The organism is Deinococcus sonorensis KR-87, assembly GCF_040256395.1.
GTDB classification, from domain to species: Bacteria; Deinococcota; Deinococci; order Deinococcales; family Deinococcaceae; genus Deinococcus; species Deinococcus sonorensis.
The window spans coordinates 238,757-256,232 of the sequence record NZ_CP158297.1 but is presented as its reverse complement, the minus strand read 5'-3'; the positions used below and the strand labels follow the sequence as shown (position 1 = coordinate 256,232).

Here is a 17,476-nt window from a genome sequence, read left to right as displayed (position 1 = left end):
GGCGGCCGACCGCACCTGATTCAGCGCACGCGAGGGGTGGTGGTCGACGTCCACCCGTCCCGGAAGCTCCTGAAGTGCGGAGTGGACCGAAGTTCGCTGGGGTGACGCCGCCGGGCGCCGGATTGCACCGCTCCACCTGGGCGGCCCTCCCTGGACTCAGTTGTGCGTCATCCAGGCGGACCGCGCGGCGCGAATGGTCGCCGCCACCTGGGCTGCGCTGGTGGTCAGGGGCGCGGCGGCGCTGCCGAACTGCAGCCGGCCGGGCGCGGCCGTGCTGGCCAGCGGCCGCTGCGCCGAGAAATGAATTTCCGGGAGTGGCACCTGCCGCAGCAGTTCGCTCACCGAGTCGGGACGGATGCGCCCGCACCCGAGGACGGTGATGCGCCCGGCCGCCTGCTGCAGCAGGGCGCGGAGCACCGGCACGCCCTCAATCGCCGTCTCTTCCTGCCCGCTGGTCAACACCCGCTGGACGCCGCAGCGGATCAGTTCCTCCAGCGCCTGCCGGGGGTCGACCGTCACATCGAAGGCGCGGTGGAAGGTGACGCTCAGCGGGCCCGCCTGGGCGACCAGGGCCCGCGTGCGCGGCCCGTCGATCCGCGCGTCTGCCGTCAGACAGCCGATCACCACCCCCTGAACGCCCGCTTCTTTCAGCACCTGCACGTCCTCGAGCATCGAGCGGAATTCCGCGTCGCTGTACACGAAGTCGCCGCCGCGCGGCCGGACGATCACGTGCACCGGCACGCGCGCCACCGCGAGCGCGCCGCGCACCGTGCCCAGGCTGGGCGTCAGGCCGCCCTCCGAGAGCGCGGCACACAGCTCGACCCGGTCAGCTCCGCCGTCCTGAGCGGCCTGCACGGCGTCGATGCCCTCCACGCACACCTCGGTCACGGGACCGGGCGCCGTCACGGCTGGCGGTCCATCCGCGCCGAGGGTCGGGGCGCCGGCGCCCACTCGAAGTCCGCGTTGAACGGAAAGGTGGGCCGCTGCGTCTGCGTTCTCTTCAGGCGGGGGATGTCCTGATCCACCACGCCGGGGGAGAGGGCCAGCAGGCTGGGGTTGGCGAGCGGGGCGAGCTCCGGGGACAGGTAGCCGGACTTCACCACGATGACCCGCGCGTCCTCAGGCTGCAGCTGCAGCCGCTGAAAGTCGCTCAGGTTGTGGTACGGGCGTCGGCGGGCGGCCAGGGCCAGCTGCACCCCCGCGCCCTGCACCACCGCCTCCCGGTCCGGTCCCACGCCGCACAGGTGCTGCACGGTGCCGTGAACGTCCACCGGGACGCTGCTGGGGTCCAGGGTTCCGCCGACCCTGAGGGTCACTTCGGCGCCGACCCCCGCCGCGAAGCAGCGGTCCACGGCCGCCTCGTCGGTGATGGCCGCCACCACGACGCCCGTGAGGCCCTGCGCCAGCACCTCGCGCAGCACGTCGGCCCGGTCGCCCACGCCGCCGCCGGTGGGGTTGTCGCCGGAGTCGGCGAGAATGACCGGCTGGGTGCGGCTCTCGGCGGCCCAGCGCACACACTCGGTGATGCTGCCTGACTGCGATCCGAAGCTGAAGTCGTTCCGGGCGTCCCAGTAGCGCTGCGCCACCTGACTGGCCAGCCGCTCCATCTCGCCGCGGTCCATGCCGGTGACCACCACGCTGGCGGTCGCGCGCGGCTCGTCGGCCCAGACGTACCCGACCAGCAGCGAGACGTCCAGCACGCCGGGCTGGGCGCTCAGCGCGTCCAGATCGGCGTACAGCCCGGCGGCCGGCTGGTCCTCGGTGCTGGTCCGCTCGCCGGGCAGCAGCACCGGCACCGGCACCCACACCACGCCGGGACGCCGCTGCTGCTGCAGGCTCCCGACCAGCAGCTCGAAGGCCCGCCGCTGCGTCTCGATCACGTCGATGTGCGGCGCGGTGCGGTAGGCGGTGAACAGGTCGAGCTGATCAACGATCCGCTGGCTGACGTTGCCGTGCAGGTCGTAACTCGCGGAGATCAGGCAGTCCTCGCCCACCACGGCCCGCGTGGCGGAGATCCAGTCGCCCTCCGCGTCGAGCAGCCCGTCCACGAACAGCGCGCCGTGCATCGCGAGATACACGCCGTCCAGCGGCAGGGCCGCGCGCAGCCCGTCCAGAAACTCCGCCTTGAACGCCTGATAGGTGGCGTGCTCGACCGGGCCGCCGGGAATGGCGCGGGCGTGCAGCACCGGCCGCACCTCCCCCGGGAAGGCCTGCAGGAACTGGAAGTTCGGGTGCGCCAGCAGTTCACTGCCCCGCACGACCGTGAACTGGTCGGCTCCGGCGAGGACCGGGTTGTAGGTGCTGCACTCGGTGTGAATCCCGCCGACGGCAATCCGCATGGTTAGTCTCCCTCTCCGGCAGGCCGGGTGTGGTCAGGCGCGTAGCTGCTGAGAAACTGGTGGGTGGCGATGCTGGCCGCGCCCCGGGCCCAGAATCCGTCCGGGACGGCGTGCACTTCGATCCGGGTGGTTCTCAGGAAGCGCGGCAGGATGTTGTTTTCGATGGTGTGGCGCAGGGTGGTCAGGAACAGGCCCTGCCCGAAGCCGGACGGGTCGGCGATCAGCACCAGTTCCGGTTCGTTGCTCTGGACGATGTTGGCGATCACCAGCCCCAGCACCTGACCGCCGCGGCGCAGGATGGCCTGGGCCCGGGCGTCCCCGTGGCTCGCGGCCCGTTCCAGCTCCCCGACGGACCCGACCTGCAGGCCGGCCTCGGCCGCGGCTTCCAGCAGCGCGGCCCGGGACGCCACGGTGTCCAGGCAGCCGCGCTTGCCGCACAGGCACACCTGCCCGCCCAGGTCGACGGTGCTGTGCGCGATCTCGCCGGCCCCGCCGTGGCTGCCGCGGTACAGCTGCCCGCCGACGTAGTGCGCGCAGCCGATGCTGGCGCCCAGCGTGATCAGCGTGAAGTTCTGCGTGTCGCGCGCCAGCCCGAAGAGCTTCTCGCTGGTGGCCGCGGCGTTCGCGTCGTTCTCCAGGACGGTCGGCAGGCCGGTCGCCTGCGTGATCAGCTGCGCGATCGGGACGTCGTGCCAGCCGAGGTTGGCCGAGTGCAGGCACACGCCGCGGTCCCGGTCGACGAAGCCGGACAGGGCCAGCCCGATGCTCAGCAGGCGCTGACGCGGCACGCCCGCGGTGTCCAGCAGCCGGGTGCTGCTGCGCTGCACGATGTCCACCAGCGCCTGCGGTTCCACGGCACTCGGCACCGTCTGCTCCGCCTGCACCGCGCCGCTCAGGTCGGTGAGCAGCAGGTGCACGCGGCTGTCCGTCACGCTGATGCCCAGACACGCGCCGTAGCGGGCGTCGACCGCCAGGTGAACGAACGGCCGGCCTTTGCCCTGGCGGCGCTGCGGAGCGGTCTGGGTTTCCACGATCAGCCCCGCGTCCAGCAGCTCGCGGCTGACGTCCGTGACGTCGGGCGCGGCTGACGTGCAGCGTGTCGGCCAGGGCCGAGCGGCTCTGCGGCCCCTGGGAGATCAGCAGGCCGAGCAGTTCCTGGGTGGTGGTGCGCGCGCCCGGGAACGCCGCGGTCGGGGCGCCGGCCTCCGTGCCGGGAGGGGCGCCGTTCACCCGGGTTGACATTGTGCCTCCATGTACCTAACATAATTCACTAAGTTAACTGTATACGTCAAGTCGGCTTGAGGACGGTCCCTCGAGCGCCGTTGCGCCGATCCGATAAAGTTCACCGGCCCGCATCAACTGCCGGGCACAAGGAGAGATCATGACCGACCCACGCCGCCCGACCGCCGTCCTGACCGCCCTGCTCAGCCTGAGCCTGACGGCCGCGGCCTTCGCCCAGGGGAACGCCGACCAGCTGACCATCATGCAGTCCGAGCCGCCCCGCAGCATGGACCCGGCCGACCAGACCGCGACCTTCACCGGGAACGTCCTCGCGCCGATGTACGAGGGCCTGACGCACTTCAATAAGGCGCTGGAGATCGAACCGCTGCTCGCCACCAAGTGGAGCGTCAACACCGCCGGCACCGAGTGGACCTTCACGCTGCGCTCCGGCGTGCAGTTCCAGGACGGCACGCCGTTCAACGCGGCGGCGGTGGTCGCGTCCTTCCAGCGGCAGCTCGACGAGAAGCGCGGCCTGGCTGCCAGCGGCCGGTTCCGCAGCGTGATCGACAAGGTCACGGCCGTGAACCCGACCACCGTGCGCTTCACGCTCAAGAAGCCGTACCCGGCCTTCCCGCGGCTGCTGGCCGGCGACGCGGCGTTCATCGTCAGTCCCGCGGCGGACAAGAAAGGCACGCTGGGCCGGCAGCCGGTCGGCACCGGGCCGTACAGCTTCGTGGAGTGGAAGAGCGGCGAGTACGTGCTGGAAAAAGCCAACCCCAAGTACTGGGGCAAACGGCCGGCCATCGGGGCGCTGAAATGGACCTGGACCAGCGAGCCGTCGGTCATGAACCTCGCCATCCAGTCGGGACAGGCCGACCTGGTGAATCCGCTGCCGCCGATCTTCACCCAGGTGCTCAAGAACAACCCCAAGGTCACACTGCTGCAGGGCAAGGGTGCGTCGGTGTTCTGGCTGTCCCTCAACACCAAGCTCAAGCCGCTGACCGACGTGCGGGTGCGTCAGGCACTCAACTACGCGACCGACCAGAAGGCCCTGGTCGCCACCCTGCTGCGCGGGTACGGCGCGCCCGCCAACTCCCCGCTGGCCCCCGCCGACTTCGGCTACGACCCCAGCGCGCCCGGCTACCCCTACGACGTCGCCAAGGCCAAGAAGCTGCTGAGTGACGCCGGGTACAAGGACGGCGTGACCATCACGGTCGCGTCGCAGGAACCGGACTCCAGCATCGTGCAGGCGCTGCAGGGCATGTGGGCCAAGGCGGGCATCACCCTCAAGATCATGCAGATGGAAAGCGGCGTGTGGAGCCAGGCGGCGTTCGGCACGCCGGCGGAGAAGGCCAAGGCGGGCATCAACAGCTCGTTCGCGTCGTGGTCCGCCGGCACGCTCGACGCCGACGGGCAGCTCTCGCCGCTGTACGCCACCAGCAGCGCGTCGCCCGCCGGCGCCAACCTGGGCTTCTACAGCAACCCCAAGCTCGACGCGCTGCTGGCGCAGGGCAGCTCGGAAACCGACAGCGCCAAGCGCAAAACCATCTACGCGCAGGCGCAGCGGATCATCTCCCAGGACGCCGCCCACGTGCTGCTGTACTACCCGAACGACATCGCGGCCGTGCAGTCGAACGTCAAGGGCGTGTGGATCTTCCCCGGCGGCGGCATCCAGCTGGAGGACGCCACCAAGAGCAAGTAAGCGCGCCGCGCCGCCTAAGCCCAGTCCCGAGGTGCCCGGCTGATGACCACGTATCTGTTCCGCAAGGTGGCGATGCTGCCGATCATGCTGCTGGCCGTGTCGCTGCTGATCTTCAGCGCGGTGCGGCTGCTGCCCGGCGACCCGGCCCGCGTGATGGCCGGGCCGCAGGCCACCCAGGAAGCCGTCAACGACATGCACGAACGCCTGGGCCTCGGCCGGCCGTTCCTCGTGCAGTACCAGGTGTTCCTCAGCGGCGCGCTGCGCGGCGATCTGGGCGAGTCGCTGCACTCGAAGCTGCCGGTCACGCAGGACATCGCCGAGCGCCTGCCGTACACCGCGGCCCTGGCGCTCACCAGTTACCTCTTCGCGATGCTGGTGGGCCTGTCCACCGGCATCTTCGCCGCCATCTACCGCGGCAGCCTGTTCGATCACCTGGCGATGATCCTCGCGATCATCGGCGCGTCGATCGCCAACTTCTGGCTGGCGCTGATGGCCCTGACGCTCTTCTCCGTGGACCTGGGGTGGCTCCCGCTGCTCGGCGCCGAGAGCTGGAAGAGCTACATCCTGCCGAGCGTGACGCTGGGGGTGCTGCCGGCCGCGCTGATCGCCCGCATGACCCGCGCCAGCATGCTGGAGAACATCCACCAGGACTTCGTGCGGACCGCCCGCGCCAAGGGCCTGGGCAGCCGCGCGGTGTACCTGCGCCACACCCTGCGCAACGCCCTGATTCCCATCGTCACCATCGTGGGCCTGAACTTCGGCGGGCTGCTGGGCGGGGCGGTCATCACCGAGACGGTCTTCAACTGGCCGGGGATCGGCCGGCTGCTGGTGGACGCGGTGCGCTTCCGCGACTACGCCGTGATTCAGGGCGTGACCCTGCTCACGGTGGTGATCGTGGTCAGCATCAACGTGCTGGTGGACCTGCTGCTCAGCGCCATCGATCCACGGATTCGCTTCAGCTAAGGAGGAGACCACACCCATGACACGCGCTGCTACGAGAGCGTCGCCGCCCCGCCGGCTGAGGCTGCTGCGGTACCCGAACCTGGCGATCGGGGCCGTGATGACCCTGGTGGTCCTGCTGCTGGGCCTCGCCGCGCCGCTGCTGACCCCCTACGATCCGTACCTGCAGAACCTGGGCGACGCCCTGCAGCTGCCGTCCGCCGCGCACCTGTTCGGCACCGACGAGTTCGGCCGCGACCTGCTGACCCGGGTGGTGTACGGCGCCCGCATCTCGCTGCTGGAAGTGGCGCTGAGCGTCAGCCTGGCGCTGGCGATCGGCCTGCCGCTGGGGGTGGTGGCCGGGTACTTCGGGGGCGCGGTGGATCAGGCGATCACGTGGTGCGCCGACGTGCTGTACGCCTTCCCGGGCATTGTGCTGGCGATCCTGATCGTCAGCCTGCTGGGGCCCAGCCTGATCAACATGCTGATCGCCATCTCGGTGTTCGCGATTCCCGGCTATATCCGGCTAACCCGCAGCCTGACCCTGTCGTTGAAGGAACTGCAGTACACCGAAGCGGCCCTCTCGCTCGGCGCCAGCGTCCCGCGGATCATGTTCGCGCACATCCTGCGCAACGCCCTGGCCCCGATCCTGGTGCAGGCGACGCTGACGGCCGGCGAGGTGATCCTGTCCGCCGCCGGCCTGAGCTTCCTGGGCCTGGGCGTCCAGCCACCGGCGGCCGAATGGGGCGCCATGATGAGTGAGGGCCGCAATTACCTCGGCGTGGCGACGCACCTGTCGCTGTTCCCCGGGCTGGCCATCACCTTCGCGGTGCTGGGCCTCAACCTGCTGGGCGACGGCCTGCGTGACCGTCTGGACCCGCGGTTCCGGGGGCGGCTGTGAGCCCAGGGAGCGCCCGGTGAGGTGGGGCTTCCTGGGGGCGTCCCAGATCGGCCGGACCCTGGCGCCCGCCATGCGCGCCGCCGGGGAAACGCTGCGCGCCGTGGCGGCCCGCGACACCGAGCGGGCCGCAGTCTACGCGCACGCCGAAGGCTTCGACCGGACCGAACCGGACTACCAGGCGCTGGTGGACGCGCCGGACATCGACGTGGTGTACGTCGCGCTGACCACCGACGCGCACGTGCCGTGGAGCATCCGGGCGCTCGAAGCGGGAAAACACGTGCTGTGCGAGAAGCCGCTCGCGATGAACGCGCAGGAGGTGGCCCAGCTGCTGGCTGTTCAGCAGCGCACGCAGCGCCAGGTCATGGAGGCGTTCATCCACCCGTTTCACCCGCAGTTCGATTACGTCCGGGACGTCGTGACGTCCGGACAGCTGGGCGATCTGCGGGCCGCCAGCGCCGTGTTCCTGTCCACCTTCGCCAAGGACGACGACTTCCGCTGGAGCCGCGCGCACGGCGGCGGGGCGCTCTTCGACCTGGGGTGCTACGCAGTCAGCGCCCTGCTGCTCCTGCTCGACCGACCGGCCGTGTGGGCGGACGCCCAGCAGACGCGCCTCGGTGAGGTAGACGTCACCACGACCGGCCTGCTGGGCCTGCAGGGCGACGTGGCCGCCACCCTCACCTGCAGCCTGAAGGCCGCCCCGTTCCAGCAGCTGAGCGTCACCGGCAGCGCGGCCCGCGTGGTCATGGCCCGCCCGTTCTCCAGCATCAACAGCCCGACCACCGTGACGGTCGGCGACCATCTCGAACACTTCGCCGCGGTCAACCCGTACGAGCGGATGGTGCGTCATTTCGCCGCCGCCGCGCAGGGCGAGGCGCCCCTGGCCCTGACCCTGACGCACTCGCTGCGACAGGCCCAGGTGCTGGACGCGCTGTTCCGTTCCGCCGCGGACCAGCAGCGGATGCATCTGGACCCCCACCACGGGACCGGTCATGACGCGTAGCCCGCACCGGACCACCGCCGCGGCAGCAGGCACCCGTGCCCAGGCGCGGCCGAGCCGGGAGGACGCCGGTGGCCCAGGCGCGCCGCCTCCACGCGGCCTGCCCTCCCACTCCGCCGGAGGTCGCTCATGAACGTCGGCGTCGACCTGGGTGGCACGAAACTGGCAGTGGGCACGGCCGAGTCGCTGCAGGTCGTGACGACGCCCGCCACCAGCGAGGGGATCATCGCCGCCATCGAAGCGCTCGCGGGCGATGCCGACGGCATCGGGATCTGCGTGGCGGGCCGGGTGGACCTGCAGCGCGGCTCCACCTTCGCCGCCCAGCTGCCGCAGCTACAGGACGTGCCGCTGGTCGACCGGCTGCGCCGACCCGGTCGGCGCGTCACCCTGCTCAACGACGCGGACGCGGCCGCGCTGGCCGAACACCAGTTCGGCGCGGCGCGCGGCACGCACACTAGCCTGTACGTGACTGTCAGCACCGGCATCGGCTCGGGGCTGGTCAGCCAGCAGCGCCTGTACCAGGGCTACCGCGGCCAGTCGGTGGAACTCGGCCACGCCGGCGGCTCAGGTCACCAGCGCTGCCCGTGTGGCCGGGTCGGGTGCATCGACATGACCGCCTCCGGCACGGCGATCACCCGCGCGGCCCGCGCGCTGTTGGGCGATCCGGACCTGCCGATCGAAACACTGGCCCAGCTGGCGGCGGACGGCCATCCGGGCCTGGTGCGGATCGTGCGGCAGGCGGCCGAGGACCTCGCCCCCCTGCTGGGCAATGCCTGCGTGCTGTTCGACCCGCAGGTCATCGTCATGGGCGGCGGTGTGGTGCTGGGCTACGGCGACCTGTACCTGGACACGCTGCGCCGCGCCCTGGCCGACAGCCTGGGGGCATGGCACGTCCCGGAACTCCGGGTGGCCGAACTCGGACAGCAGGCCGGCATCCTGGGCGCCCTTCAGTCGCTGGCGTGAGGCGGCGCGGCTCCACTGAACAACAAAGGCACACGGTCTGGCGGAACCTGGGGTCGCTGAGGTGCGGCGAGCGGCGCCAGCACACGGCGGACCAGCGGACGCCTCAGGAAGGGCCGGGGTCTGGACCGAGCGCAGGAGAAGAGGCGTCCAGGCACGCCGTGTCCAGCGGTCCGCGGCCGGGCGTCACAGGCAACGAGGCCGCACACGCACGAAGGGAGGACAGAAGCGATGGATCTTGGCATGAACGGCAACATTGCGGTGATCACCGGGGCGAGCGCCGGCATCGGGCTGGCGGTCGCCCACGGTCTGGCCGCGGAGGGGTGCGACCTGCTGCTGTGCGCCCGCGATTCGCAGCGGCTGGAGCAGGCCGCTGAGGCCGTCCGTCAGCGACACGGGGTGCGCGTGGTGGCCGTCCCGGCGGACGTGGGCACCCGGAGCGACGTTGACCGCGTCGTGGAGGCGATCTCCAGGAACTACGGCGGCGCGGACATCCTCATCAACAATGCCGGCACCGGCAGCGAGGAGACGATTCTGGACGCCTCCGACGAGCGGTGGCAGCACTACTGGGACCTGCATGTGATGGCGGCCGTCCGGCTCTCCCGGGCGCTGGCCCCCATGATGCGCGAGCGGGGCGGCGGCGTGATCCTCAACAACGCCTCCATCTGCGCGACACAGCCGCTGGGCCACGAACCGATCTACAACGTGACCAAAGCCGCGCTGGTCATGTTCTCCAAATGTCTGGCCAACGAACTGATTCCCTTCGGGATCCGGGTCAATGCCCTGAACGCCGGGCTGGTGCGGACCCAGAGCTGGGAAGACGCGGCGAAACGGCAGACCGGGGACGCCGGGTGGGAATCGTGGCTCGACACCATCGCCCGCGAACAGGCCCCCATCGGCCGGTTTGCGTCGCCCGAGGAAATCGCGGATTTCATGGTGTTTCTCTGCTCCGCGCGGGCGAGCTACTGTGTCGGCTCCAGCTACTACGTGGACGGCGGGTGGCTCAACGTGGTGACCTGAACCGGGCCGCCCGCGGCTCGAACCCGGGGGTCCGTCTCCACGGTGCGGGCACGGCCCCAGGGGCGTCGGGTGGTTCAGGAGCGGCGCGGCGCCTTGCGAGTGCAGGATCCTGAGCGTTCCGGGCGACCGGCAGATGACATGAGCCACCAGGACAGGCGTGCGTTGCGCTGGACAACGTGCCTCATTCTGGCCGGGTCTCTGGACTACTCGCCTTCTGGGGTCAGCACCCAGAGCAGGAGGTACGCCAGAAGGCCGGGGAAAACGGTCATCACACTGACGATCACCACGAGCGCCCGGAACACGCTCAAAGGCAGCGGCACGCGGTAATGCTGGTGCAGCCCGGCGAGCACGCCGGCCACCAGGCGATGGGAGCGGGAGCGGGTCAGGGTGGGCTGCGGCGAGAACATCGGGGCCGGGAAGGGTTGGTCACTCATGGGCTCAGGATGCCAGGGCCGAGCCCGGGCGTCGTCCTCCTAAAGGTGGAGCCGGCCCGCCCCATGCCCAGGACGCCTTTCGCGTGCCCCGCTCAGGCGAACTGCAGGTGCAGCTCGGCCTCCACCGACCCCACCTCACGCCCCGCCCAGTTGCGCAGCGTGCCCGGCGCGAGGTCCTGCATGGCTGGGGTCACCGGCACCCCCAGCGCCTCCAGAACCGCCAGCGCCACGTACGGCCGGGGGCGCTCCGCGCCGTCCATCACCTTGATTGCTACCCCGAGCGGCCCGTGCGGCGTGTCACGCACGGCCAGGCCGTAGAAGCCCTCGGCGCCCATCTTGGTGACCAGGCCGTCTACCTGCGGCATCAGGGTCGTGTCGAGCCGCCCCGGGCCCGCCACCAGAAACGGGTGCGCCGCCATCGCCCGGAACACCCGCTGCAGCGCCTGGGCGTGCTCGCCCTGCGGCGCCGCGAGGCGCGCGAAGAGCCGCGCGGCGGCGGTCAGGGACAGCGCGAACGCGGGCACGCTGCACCCGTCGGTCCCGACCCGCACCGCCTCCAGCGGGACGCCCGCCTCGCGCGCGTGCGCTTCCCGGATGACCACCTGCAGCGGGTGGTCCGGCGAGGTGTACCCTTCGCGGGACCACCCGTGCTGAACGCAGGCAAGCAGCATCCCGGCGTGCTTGCCGCTGCAGTTGTGGTGCAGCGCGGTCGGTGCCTCCCCGCGGCAAATCAGCTCGGCCGCCGCGTCCGCGTCGAAGGGCGGGTGCGCTCCGCACTGCAGGTCCGACGCGGTGCTGCCGGAGCGGGCCAGCAGGCGCTGCACCACGGCGAGGTGTGCGGGCGTGCCCGCGTGACTGGCGCACGCCACGGCCAGCTCGTCGTCCGGCAGGTCCGGCACGGCGAGCGCCAGCGGCAGCGCCTGAATCGGTTTGCTGCTGGACCGGGGGAAGGTGACGAGGTCCGCCTGACCGCACGACGCGACAAGCTGACCGTCCACCCCCACAACGGCAACGTGAATGTCGTGGTGGCTCTCCGGCAGTCCCCCGCGCGTGAAGGTGACGCGGCCCGCTTCGTGCGTGCTCATGCCGGCCAGCCTAACACCATCCGGGTCGCGTGGAGACCGTTCCATGCGACTGGACCAGCCCTGCCAGGGAAATGCTCGGGAATGACATCAACCTCCCAACACGAGATGCCAGAGCGCGCAGCCGGGGACAGGGGCCACGGCCACCTTCACCACCTGGAGGCGCTCAGTCGCCGGGGGGCCCAGGCGCGTCCCACCCGGTCAGGGCGTCGCCCACCTGGATCACTTCAGTGCGGTCGCTGTCCACCACGCGAAACGACAGCAGCCACTGTTCACCGTGAATCAGGTCGCGCACCGGCCACACCTCCTGCACCCGCCCCTGCGCGAGGGACTCGCGGCACAGCAGCTCCGGCACGATGCTCAGCCCGTAGCCCAGCTCCACCGCCCGCAGGACCGACCGCAGATCCGGCACCACGACCGACAGCCGGGCCTCGAAGCGGGCCCGCAGATGTTGCTGCCAGAAGCGCCGGGTGTTCGGCAGTTCCTGGCTGTAACTGACCCAGGGCTGCGCGTTCAGCCAGGCGGCCAGGTCAGCGAGGGGCAGGGTGATGGGTGGGGGCGACAAGTTGGGGGGACCGATCAGGGCGAAGTGCTTGTGCGCGAGCGGCCGGTGCTGCAGCGTCTTCGCGGTGGGCTTGAGGGTGGTGACCGCAACGTCCAGCGCCCCGACCTCCAGCATGGACAGCAGCTCGCGGTCCTCACCGAAGTGCACGATCAACTTGAAGTCCGCGCCCCCGAGGCGTTCCAGCGCGAAGGCGTGAAAATACTCTGGCGGAGCCCCGAGCCGTACCGTGGGCGAGCTGCCCGGCGCGGGCCGCCCACGCAGCCCCCGCGAGACCCGCTCCAGCTGATCCAGCGCGTCAAAGACCTGGTGATACAGCGCCTGTCCGCGCGCGGTGGGCTGCACCCCCCGGGGCGTCCGCACGAACAGCGGCACGCCCACCACGTCCTCCAGGGCAGCGAGTTGCTGGCTCACCGCGGGTTGCGTCAGGTGCCGCATCTTGGCGGCGCCAGAGACGCTGCCTGCCCGGTACACCGCGACGAAGTTGCGATACCATTCCAGCTGCGACATAAGCCAGGGTAATACAAGACATCCAGAACAGCTATTTGCTTATCTAGGGACTGACGCTGAAAATGCTGTCATGAACGGCAGAACAAGAGGATTGATGGGAAGGCGGAGGGTCAGCCCAGATCCATTCGGGCCACACGCGCTCCCGCGGGAGCATGGACCGCGATCCGCCCGGACCCGACTTCCACGGGCCTGCTTCAGGACCCGCTGAATCCGCCCGTCCCACCGGTTGCGCGGATCCGTGTGACCAAGTTGCAGAACGCAGCCTCCACCCTCACTCGTTGCGGTTTCATGTCCGCCGAAATGGCCCTTCCAGGGACATCCAGCCGCCGGCCCGAAGACCTTGACGCCCGACCGGGCGGATGACAGGAAGGATCCACCCATGACCAGATCCAGCCAGGCGCAGTTCGATGCCCACGCCGAGAAGTACGCCGCGAGTGCTGTCCACCGGTTCGGCCCCAGCCTGCCGGTGCTGCTGAAGGTCGCCGACCTGAAGCCGGACGACCTGGTCCTCGATGTCGCCACCGGCACCGGGAACACCGCCCTGGTCGTGGCCCCGCACGTGGCCCACGCCACCGGCATTGATGTGTCCCCGAAGATGCTCGACCAGGCGCGGCTGCGCGCTGCGCAGGAGGGCGTGACCAACGTGTCCTTCCAGGCGGGCTCGGCGGAACAGCTGCCCTTCGCCGACGGGAGCTTCACGCTGGTGACGTCACGCCACGCCCCGCACCACTTCCGCGACGTGCCGGCCTTCCTGCAGGAGGTTCACCGGGTGCTGCGGCCAGGCGGACGCTTCGTCCTGGCCGATCAGATCACCCCCCGCGCCGAACTGCAGGACTGGGTCGATTTCTGGCAACGCACCCGCGATCCGTCGCACGCCCGGCAGCGCACCGTCGACGAGTGGCGGGCGCTCACGGCCGCGGCAGGGTTTCGCCCGGCGGGGGAGCAGATCGTGCCGTACCGTCTGGAGTTCGGCTGGTGGACGCAGCAGTCCGGGTGCAGCGCGGACGTGGTCGAGGCGCTTCAGGCCCACGCCCGGAATGCAGACGCTGCCGTGCGGGAGGCGATGCAGCTGGAATTCGATGCCCAGGGGCAGATTCAGGCGCACCATGACCCGATGCTGGTCGCCCGCTGGGACCGCTGAGGCCAGGACAGGGAACGCGTGGGTCCGCATTCTGACGATGCGGACCTCCAGAACCGCGGACCGCGCCGCACAAGGGATGTGGAGCACCGTTCAGCCGCGTTGGAACGGCGGTGGGGCGTCCAGACCCACCCATGAGACGGAGCCCTGGGGATGAACGGTAAGGCGCTGTGGCGCTCGGAGGAGAGCGGACCGGGCGGCGGGCGTGCCCGACGGACGCTGCTGGGCCGACGATCCGGACCGGCGCGCTGGGGAACAGCAGCGTCGGTGACCGTGCTGCCGGATGCCCATGTCGGGCACCGCCCGCTGGAGACGCTCCCGGCGCGGACGGGCTGAGGCGAACGCCGATCACTGGCGTGCCGGCACGCGCCTGGAACGGGTTGCGGAAACCGGTCCGGACGCGCGGGCATCTCGGCACTCCGCTGTCACACCGGGGTGGGCACGGTGAGGGCGTCGGCCCGGCACCCTCACGCAGCGTCAATGGCGCCCTGTGGGCATCTGACAGCGTGGCGGCTGCTCGCCCAGCGGCACGGTGACCCGCAGCCACGGGCGGCCGGGCGACCCGGCCTCCCCCGGCTCCACATCGATGTGCAGGCCATCCGGCAGGCGCAGGAGCGGCCCGGAGGTCGGCAGCGGCCGGTTCAGCCGGCCACGCAACACATCGGTCAGCACCGGCACCTCCCGGCCCAGACAGGCGGTGGCCAGCGTGCGGGTCACCTGATCCAGGGCACGCACCTGGCCGAGCGTGAGTCCCTGGGCGGCCGGCACCTGAAGGGCCACGGTGATCTGGCGGACACGCTGGGCCTGGGCCGCCGTGACCGCCTCGTTCGAGAACGTGAGGTCCACCAGTGCCGCGGGCGCATTCCACTGGACACGCCAGCGCTGGGCCGTGGCGTGGGTTCCCTGCACTTCCAGCTGCGTGACCCGGCTGTCGCGGCGCAACAGGGCCAGGGGGTCCAGCGGACCTCCGCCGCCCCCGGCGAGCGCGCCGGTCTGCAGCGCCGCCATCAACCCCAGAACGATCCGTTTTCTTCGTGACATGTCGTTGCCTCCTGTGGTGGCGAGTGTGCGTCGCCGTGTCCCTGCTGCCATCCTGACGTCTTCGAACGGGTCCCAGACCTTGGCCCTGGCCTTCATCATGATCCTGCTGCACTCCGCGGCCCTGCACGCCCCGTTCTGCCGGGATCACCGGCTGGGGCCTCCGTCGGGTTGCCGGAGGGGAGGTGATGACCTGGCCGGGCCGCAGCCGGGTCCAGGGTTCGGCGACGCCCTGAACACCGGCTGACCCTGCCTGAACCGGAGCGGGTCTGCCCGGCGCGCTCCTGCCGGTTCCCCCTGCGGCGGCGTGGCTGGACCCGGCCGTGCCCGTGATGGTGGATTCGGCGGCACCGCGTCGGGCGGCCGCTGCGCGTTTCATTTCACCCGGGCAACTGAACCGGGGTGGACCACCAGTGGGCTGGTCGTCCGGGCCCGCTCACGGCACGGTGATCCGCTGGACCTGCCAGGTGACTGTGCGGGTGGTGGGCAGGCCGTCCACCTGCAGGGTCAGGGTCTTGCTGCCCGCCAGGCTGGTCACGCCGTTTTCCGTGTGGGCCTGGCCCTCCACGTCAAATCCACCCCAGGCGTGGGTGCGTTCGTTGGGCATGTCGTGGGACGTGTTCGTGTCGGCGTAGGGATTGCAGCCGCCCTTGAAGTAGGCGGTGCTGTGGATGTGGCCGGGGACGGCTTCGGTTTTGGCCCCGTACATGTATGACAGGCTGAGCGTGTACGGCCCGTCCGGCGGCAGGCTCAGGCTGAGGGTGCCTTCGCTGGAGGTCTGGGCGCTGGACTCCTCGTCGACGGTGTTCTTCTCCACGTTGGTGCGGTGGGTCTTCTCGTCCGCACACACCACGTCGTAGGTGGCGTCGTACTTCAGGTGGTGCGCGTAATGGCTTTGAAAGGTGCCCTGGGTGCGCAGCACCGCCGTGTGGCTGTGGGCTCCGGGCCCCGAGCCCGAGGTGATGGTGTAAACCGCGCTGGTGTCGGCCCGGGTCACCTCCAGACCAGCCGGCTGCTTGTTCGGGTCGCGCAGTTCCAGCTGTTCCAGTCGGTGGTCCTCCACCGTGACGGTGCCGAGCCAGCAGGTGTCGCCCTGCACGTTCGCGCAGGTGGGTGCCCAGTCACGCACCTGGAGCGCCAGCGTGGACGACAGCGGCCACATGCGGTACATCAGCTCGGCGGGCATGCCCAGGAGCCCGCCGACACCGCCCAGGCCCGAACCGATGGCGTCGACCAGGTCGCTCGCGATGGACGCCGTCTTGATGGACGTGACGGCGCTCACCTCCCCGCGCTTCATAACGGCGGTGGGCGCGGGTCCCAGGTCTGCGCTCTGTTTCAGCCCCTCCAGGTGCACCTCGGCCACACCTGCACCGTCGGTCTTATCGTGCATCACCTCCTCGCCGGCGCGCGCGGCGATTACGCTGAGGTGCTGATCCGCGTACGACCCGTCGCCCTGCGCGGCGAAGATGCGCCAGCGCACGTCCGCCCCCTCCACCACTCCGGCGTTGGGCGAGCTGAAATCCAGACCGGCGGCGTTGAAGGCCAGACGGAAACAGTTGGCGTACTGCCAGCTGGCCCCGAGGTCGTAGGACACCTTGGCCCGCGCCGTCACGACCCCCTCGCCATTGTGCGTGGTGCTGCGGGTGCGTTCTACGGTGTCGGTGTCGCTGCTGAGATCCAGCCGGAAGCTGGCGAGGGTCAGCGTGAACTTCAGGTAACTGAGGATCAGGTTGGTCTTGCTCAGCAGGCCCGACGCCGCGTCCGCCGCGCTTTCGCCGGGCAGGGCGCTCACCGAATCCAGGTACCCCAGCAGCTCCCCGACGCCGGTGGTGATGGCGGTGGCCGCGCCGTCCATGATGGTGCCCTCGGTGCCGCCAAAGGTGCACGGCGCGGCCGCGCTGAGCGCCCGGACGCCGGCAGCCGGTTGCGTCGGCACCGCCGCGCCTCTGGACTGGGCGAGTCGTGCGGTGCCGCCGGCCAGGCGCAGCAGCAACAGGCTCTGCTGGGCTGCGTTGATCGTGACCTCCCCCGGCGCAGCGCTGGTCAACAGCGTGGCCCCGGCGGGCGTACTGGCGCCGAGCGCCACCACGAGGCGGGACCAGAAGCGCACGGTGGGCACGGTGCTCTCCACGCCCGCCCGCAGATCCGACTGAATCAGGGCCGGCAACCGGGCAGCGTCCGCCTGGGGCCACACCACCTTGAGGGTGTCGGCCAGGTCCTGCAGAGTGATGGTTCCGCCCCGGGCCTGCAGGTGGGCGAGGGCCTCAGGGTCGTGGTCTGCCAACGCCAGACCCAGGGCGGGCTGCGCCGGCGGCGCGATCATTTCGCCGGACACCCGGCGCACCGCGATGCCGGACGCCTTCAGGGCCTGGTCCAGCGCGTTCACGTTGCCACCGGCAACCTGAAGCGCCAGCGCGGTGGCCTGCCGATCCAGGGCAGCCAGGGCCTCCGCATCGGGACCACCCGGTGAACCGCCGGATCCGGGCGGCGTGGTGCCGGGCGGATGAACCGGTGACGAGCAGGACGGGAGCAGCAGGATGGACAGCAGCAGGACGCGGCGGAGCACGGGGTAACGCATGGGGTCTCCTCAGGGGTGAAGGCATGGACGGGTGAAGCGGAGCGTCAAGTGCGCG

General features: G+C 70.7%; 16 protein-coding genes. 8 read left to right on the top strand and 8 right to left on the bottom strand.

The genetic code is table 11. The annotated features are described in order from the left end of the window. Positions 1-156: 156 nt before the first annotated feature. From ABOD76_RS02360 to ABOD76_RS02350, 3 genes are read right to left on the bottom strand one after another with little or no spacing between them, the layout of a single operon-like run. Complete coding sequence (locus ABOD76_RS02360; protein WP_350241107.1) at positions 157-906, bottom strand: copper homeostasis protein CutC; 750 nt, start codon at positions 904-906, stop codon at positions 157-159. Beyond that, on the bottom strand, positions 903-2,339 hold the full coding sequence (locus ABOD76_RS02355; protein ID WP_350241106.1) for a M81 family metallopeptidase: 1,437 nt from the start codon (positions 2,337-2,339) through the stop codon (positions 903-905). Before ABOD76_RS02355 ends, ABOD76_RS02360 begins: the two co-directional genes overlap by 4 nt. Before the next feature lie 2 nt (positions 2,340-2,341). Then, positions 2,342-3,370, bottom strand: coding sequence for an ROK family protein (locus ABOD76_RS02350; RefSeq protein WP_350241104.1), 1,029 nt, complete (start codon positions 3,368-3,370; stop codon positions 2,342-2,344). Positions 3,371-3,720: 350 nt separating this feature from the next. On the opposite strand from ABOD76_RS02350, the gene ABOD76_RS02345 reads away from it, so the two are divergent. The 6 genes from ABOD76_RS02345 (at position 3,721) to ABOD76_RS02320 (ending at position 10,079) form a co-directional block, all read left to right on the top strand. After that, on the top strand, positions 3,721-5,262 hold the full coding sequence (locus tag ABOD76_RS02345; protein ID WP_350241103.1) for an ABC transporter substrate-binding protein: 1,542 nt from the start codon (positions 3,721-3,723) through the stop codon (positions 5,260-5,262). 42 nt (positions 5,263-5,304) lie between these two features. Next, on the top strand, positions 5,305-6,225 hold the full coding sequence (locus tag ABOD76_RS02340; RefSeq protein ID WP_350241101.1) for an ABC transporter permease: 921 nt from the start codon (positions 5,305-5,307) through the stop codon (positions 6,223-6,225). A 16-nt stretch (positions 6,226-6,241) separates the two neighbouring features. Continuing rightward, positions 6,242-7,102, top strand: coding sequence for an ABC transporter permease (locus tag ABOD76_RS02335; protein WP_350241100.1), 861 nt, complete (start codon positions 6,242-6,244; stop codon positions 7,100-7,102). A gap of 16 nt (positions 7,103-7,118) precedes the next feature. Further along, positions 7,119-8,102, top strand: coding sequence for a Gfo/Idh/MocA family protein (locus tag ABOD76_RS02330; protein ID WP_350241099.1), 984 nt, complete (start codon positions 7,119-7,121; stop codon positions 8,100-8,102). Positions 8,103-8,228: 126 nt separating this feature from the next. Next, positions 8,229-9,062, top strand: a complete 834-nt coding sequence (locus ABOD76_RS02325) for an ROK family protein (protein ID WP_350241098.1) — start codon at positions 8,229-8,231, stop codon at positions 9,060-9,062. Between the two features lie 228 nt (positions 9,063-9,290). Then, complete coding sequence (locus tag ABOD76_RS02320) at positions 9,291-10,079, top strand: SDR family NAD(P)-dependent oxidoreductase (RefSeq protein ID WP_350241096.1); 789 nt, start codon at positions 9,291-9,293, stop codon at positions 10,077-10,079. Between the two features lie 203 nt (positions 10,080-10,282). On the opposite strand, the gene ABOD76_RS02315 is transcribed toward ABOD76_RS02320, so the two are convergent. The 3 genes from ABOD76_RS02315 to ABOD76_RS02305 all read right to left on the bottom strand — a co-directional run bounded on the left by ABOD76_RS02315 (position 10,283) and on the right by ABOD76_RS02305 (position 12,667). Further along, positions 10,283-10,513: a PspC domain-containing protein gene (locus ABOD76_RS02315; RefSeq protein WP_350241095.1), complete on the bottom strand. Its 231-nt coding sequence runs from the start codon at positions 10,511-10,513 to the stop codon at positions 10,283-10,285. A gap of 92 nt (positions 10,514-10,605) precedes the next feature. Further along, on the bottom strand, positions 10,606-11,598 hold the full coding sequence (locus tag ABOD76_RS02310) for an asparaginase (RefSeq protein WP_350241093.1): 993 nt from the start codon (positions 11,596-11,598) through the stop codon (positions 10,606-10,608). 163 nt (positions 11,599-11,761) lie between these two features. Further along, positions 11,762-12,667: a LysR family transcriptional regulator gene (locus tag ABOD76_RS02305; protein WP_350241091.1), complete on the bottom strand. Its 906-nt coding sequence runs from the start codon at positions 12,665-12,667 to the stop codon at positions 11,762-11,764. Between the two features lie 379 nt (positions 12,668-13,046). Here ABOD76_RS02305 and ABOD76_RS02300 point away from each other — a divergent pair, with 379 nt between their 5' ends. Further along, entirely contained in the window at positions 13,047-13,808 is a 762-nt protein-coding gene (locus tag ABOD76_RS02300; RefSeq protein ID WP_350241734.1) for a class I SAM-dependent methyltransferase, read from the top strand. A gap of 150 nt (positions 13,809-13,958) precedes the next feature. Next, a complete protein-coding gene (locus ABOD76_RS02295) occupies positions 13,959-14,141 on the top strand; it encodes a hypothetical protein (protein WP_350241732.1) in 183 nt (60 codons plus the stop codon). A 141-nt stretch (positions 14,142-14,282) separates the two neighbouring features. Here ABOD76_RS02295 and ABOD76_RS02290 read toward each other — a convergent pair whose 3' ends face one another. Then, complete coding sequence (locus ABOD76_RS02290; RefSeq protein ID WP_350241730.1) at positions 14,283-14,846, bottom strand: hypothetical protein; 564 nt, start codon at positions 14,844-14,846, stop codon at positions 14,283-14,285. Positions 14,847-15,279: 433 nt separating this feature from the next. Then, positions 15,280-17,421, bottom strand: a complete 2,142-nt coding sequence (locus tag ABOD76_RS02285; RefSeq protein WP_350241728.1) for a hypothetical protein — start codon at positions 17,419-17,421, stop codon at positions 15,280-15,282. Positions 17,422-17,476 lie beyond the last annotated feature (55 nt).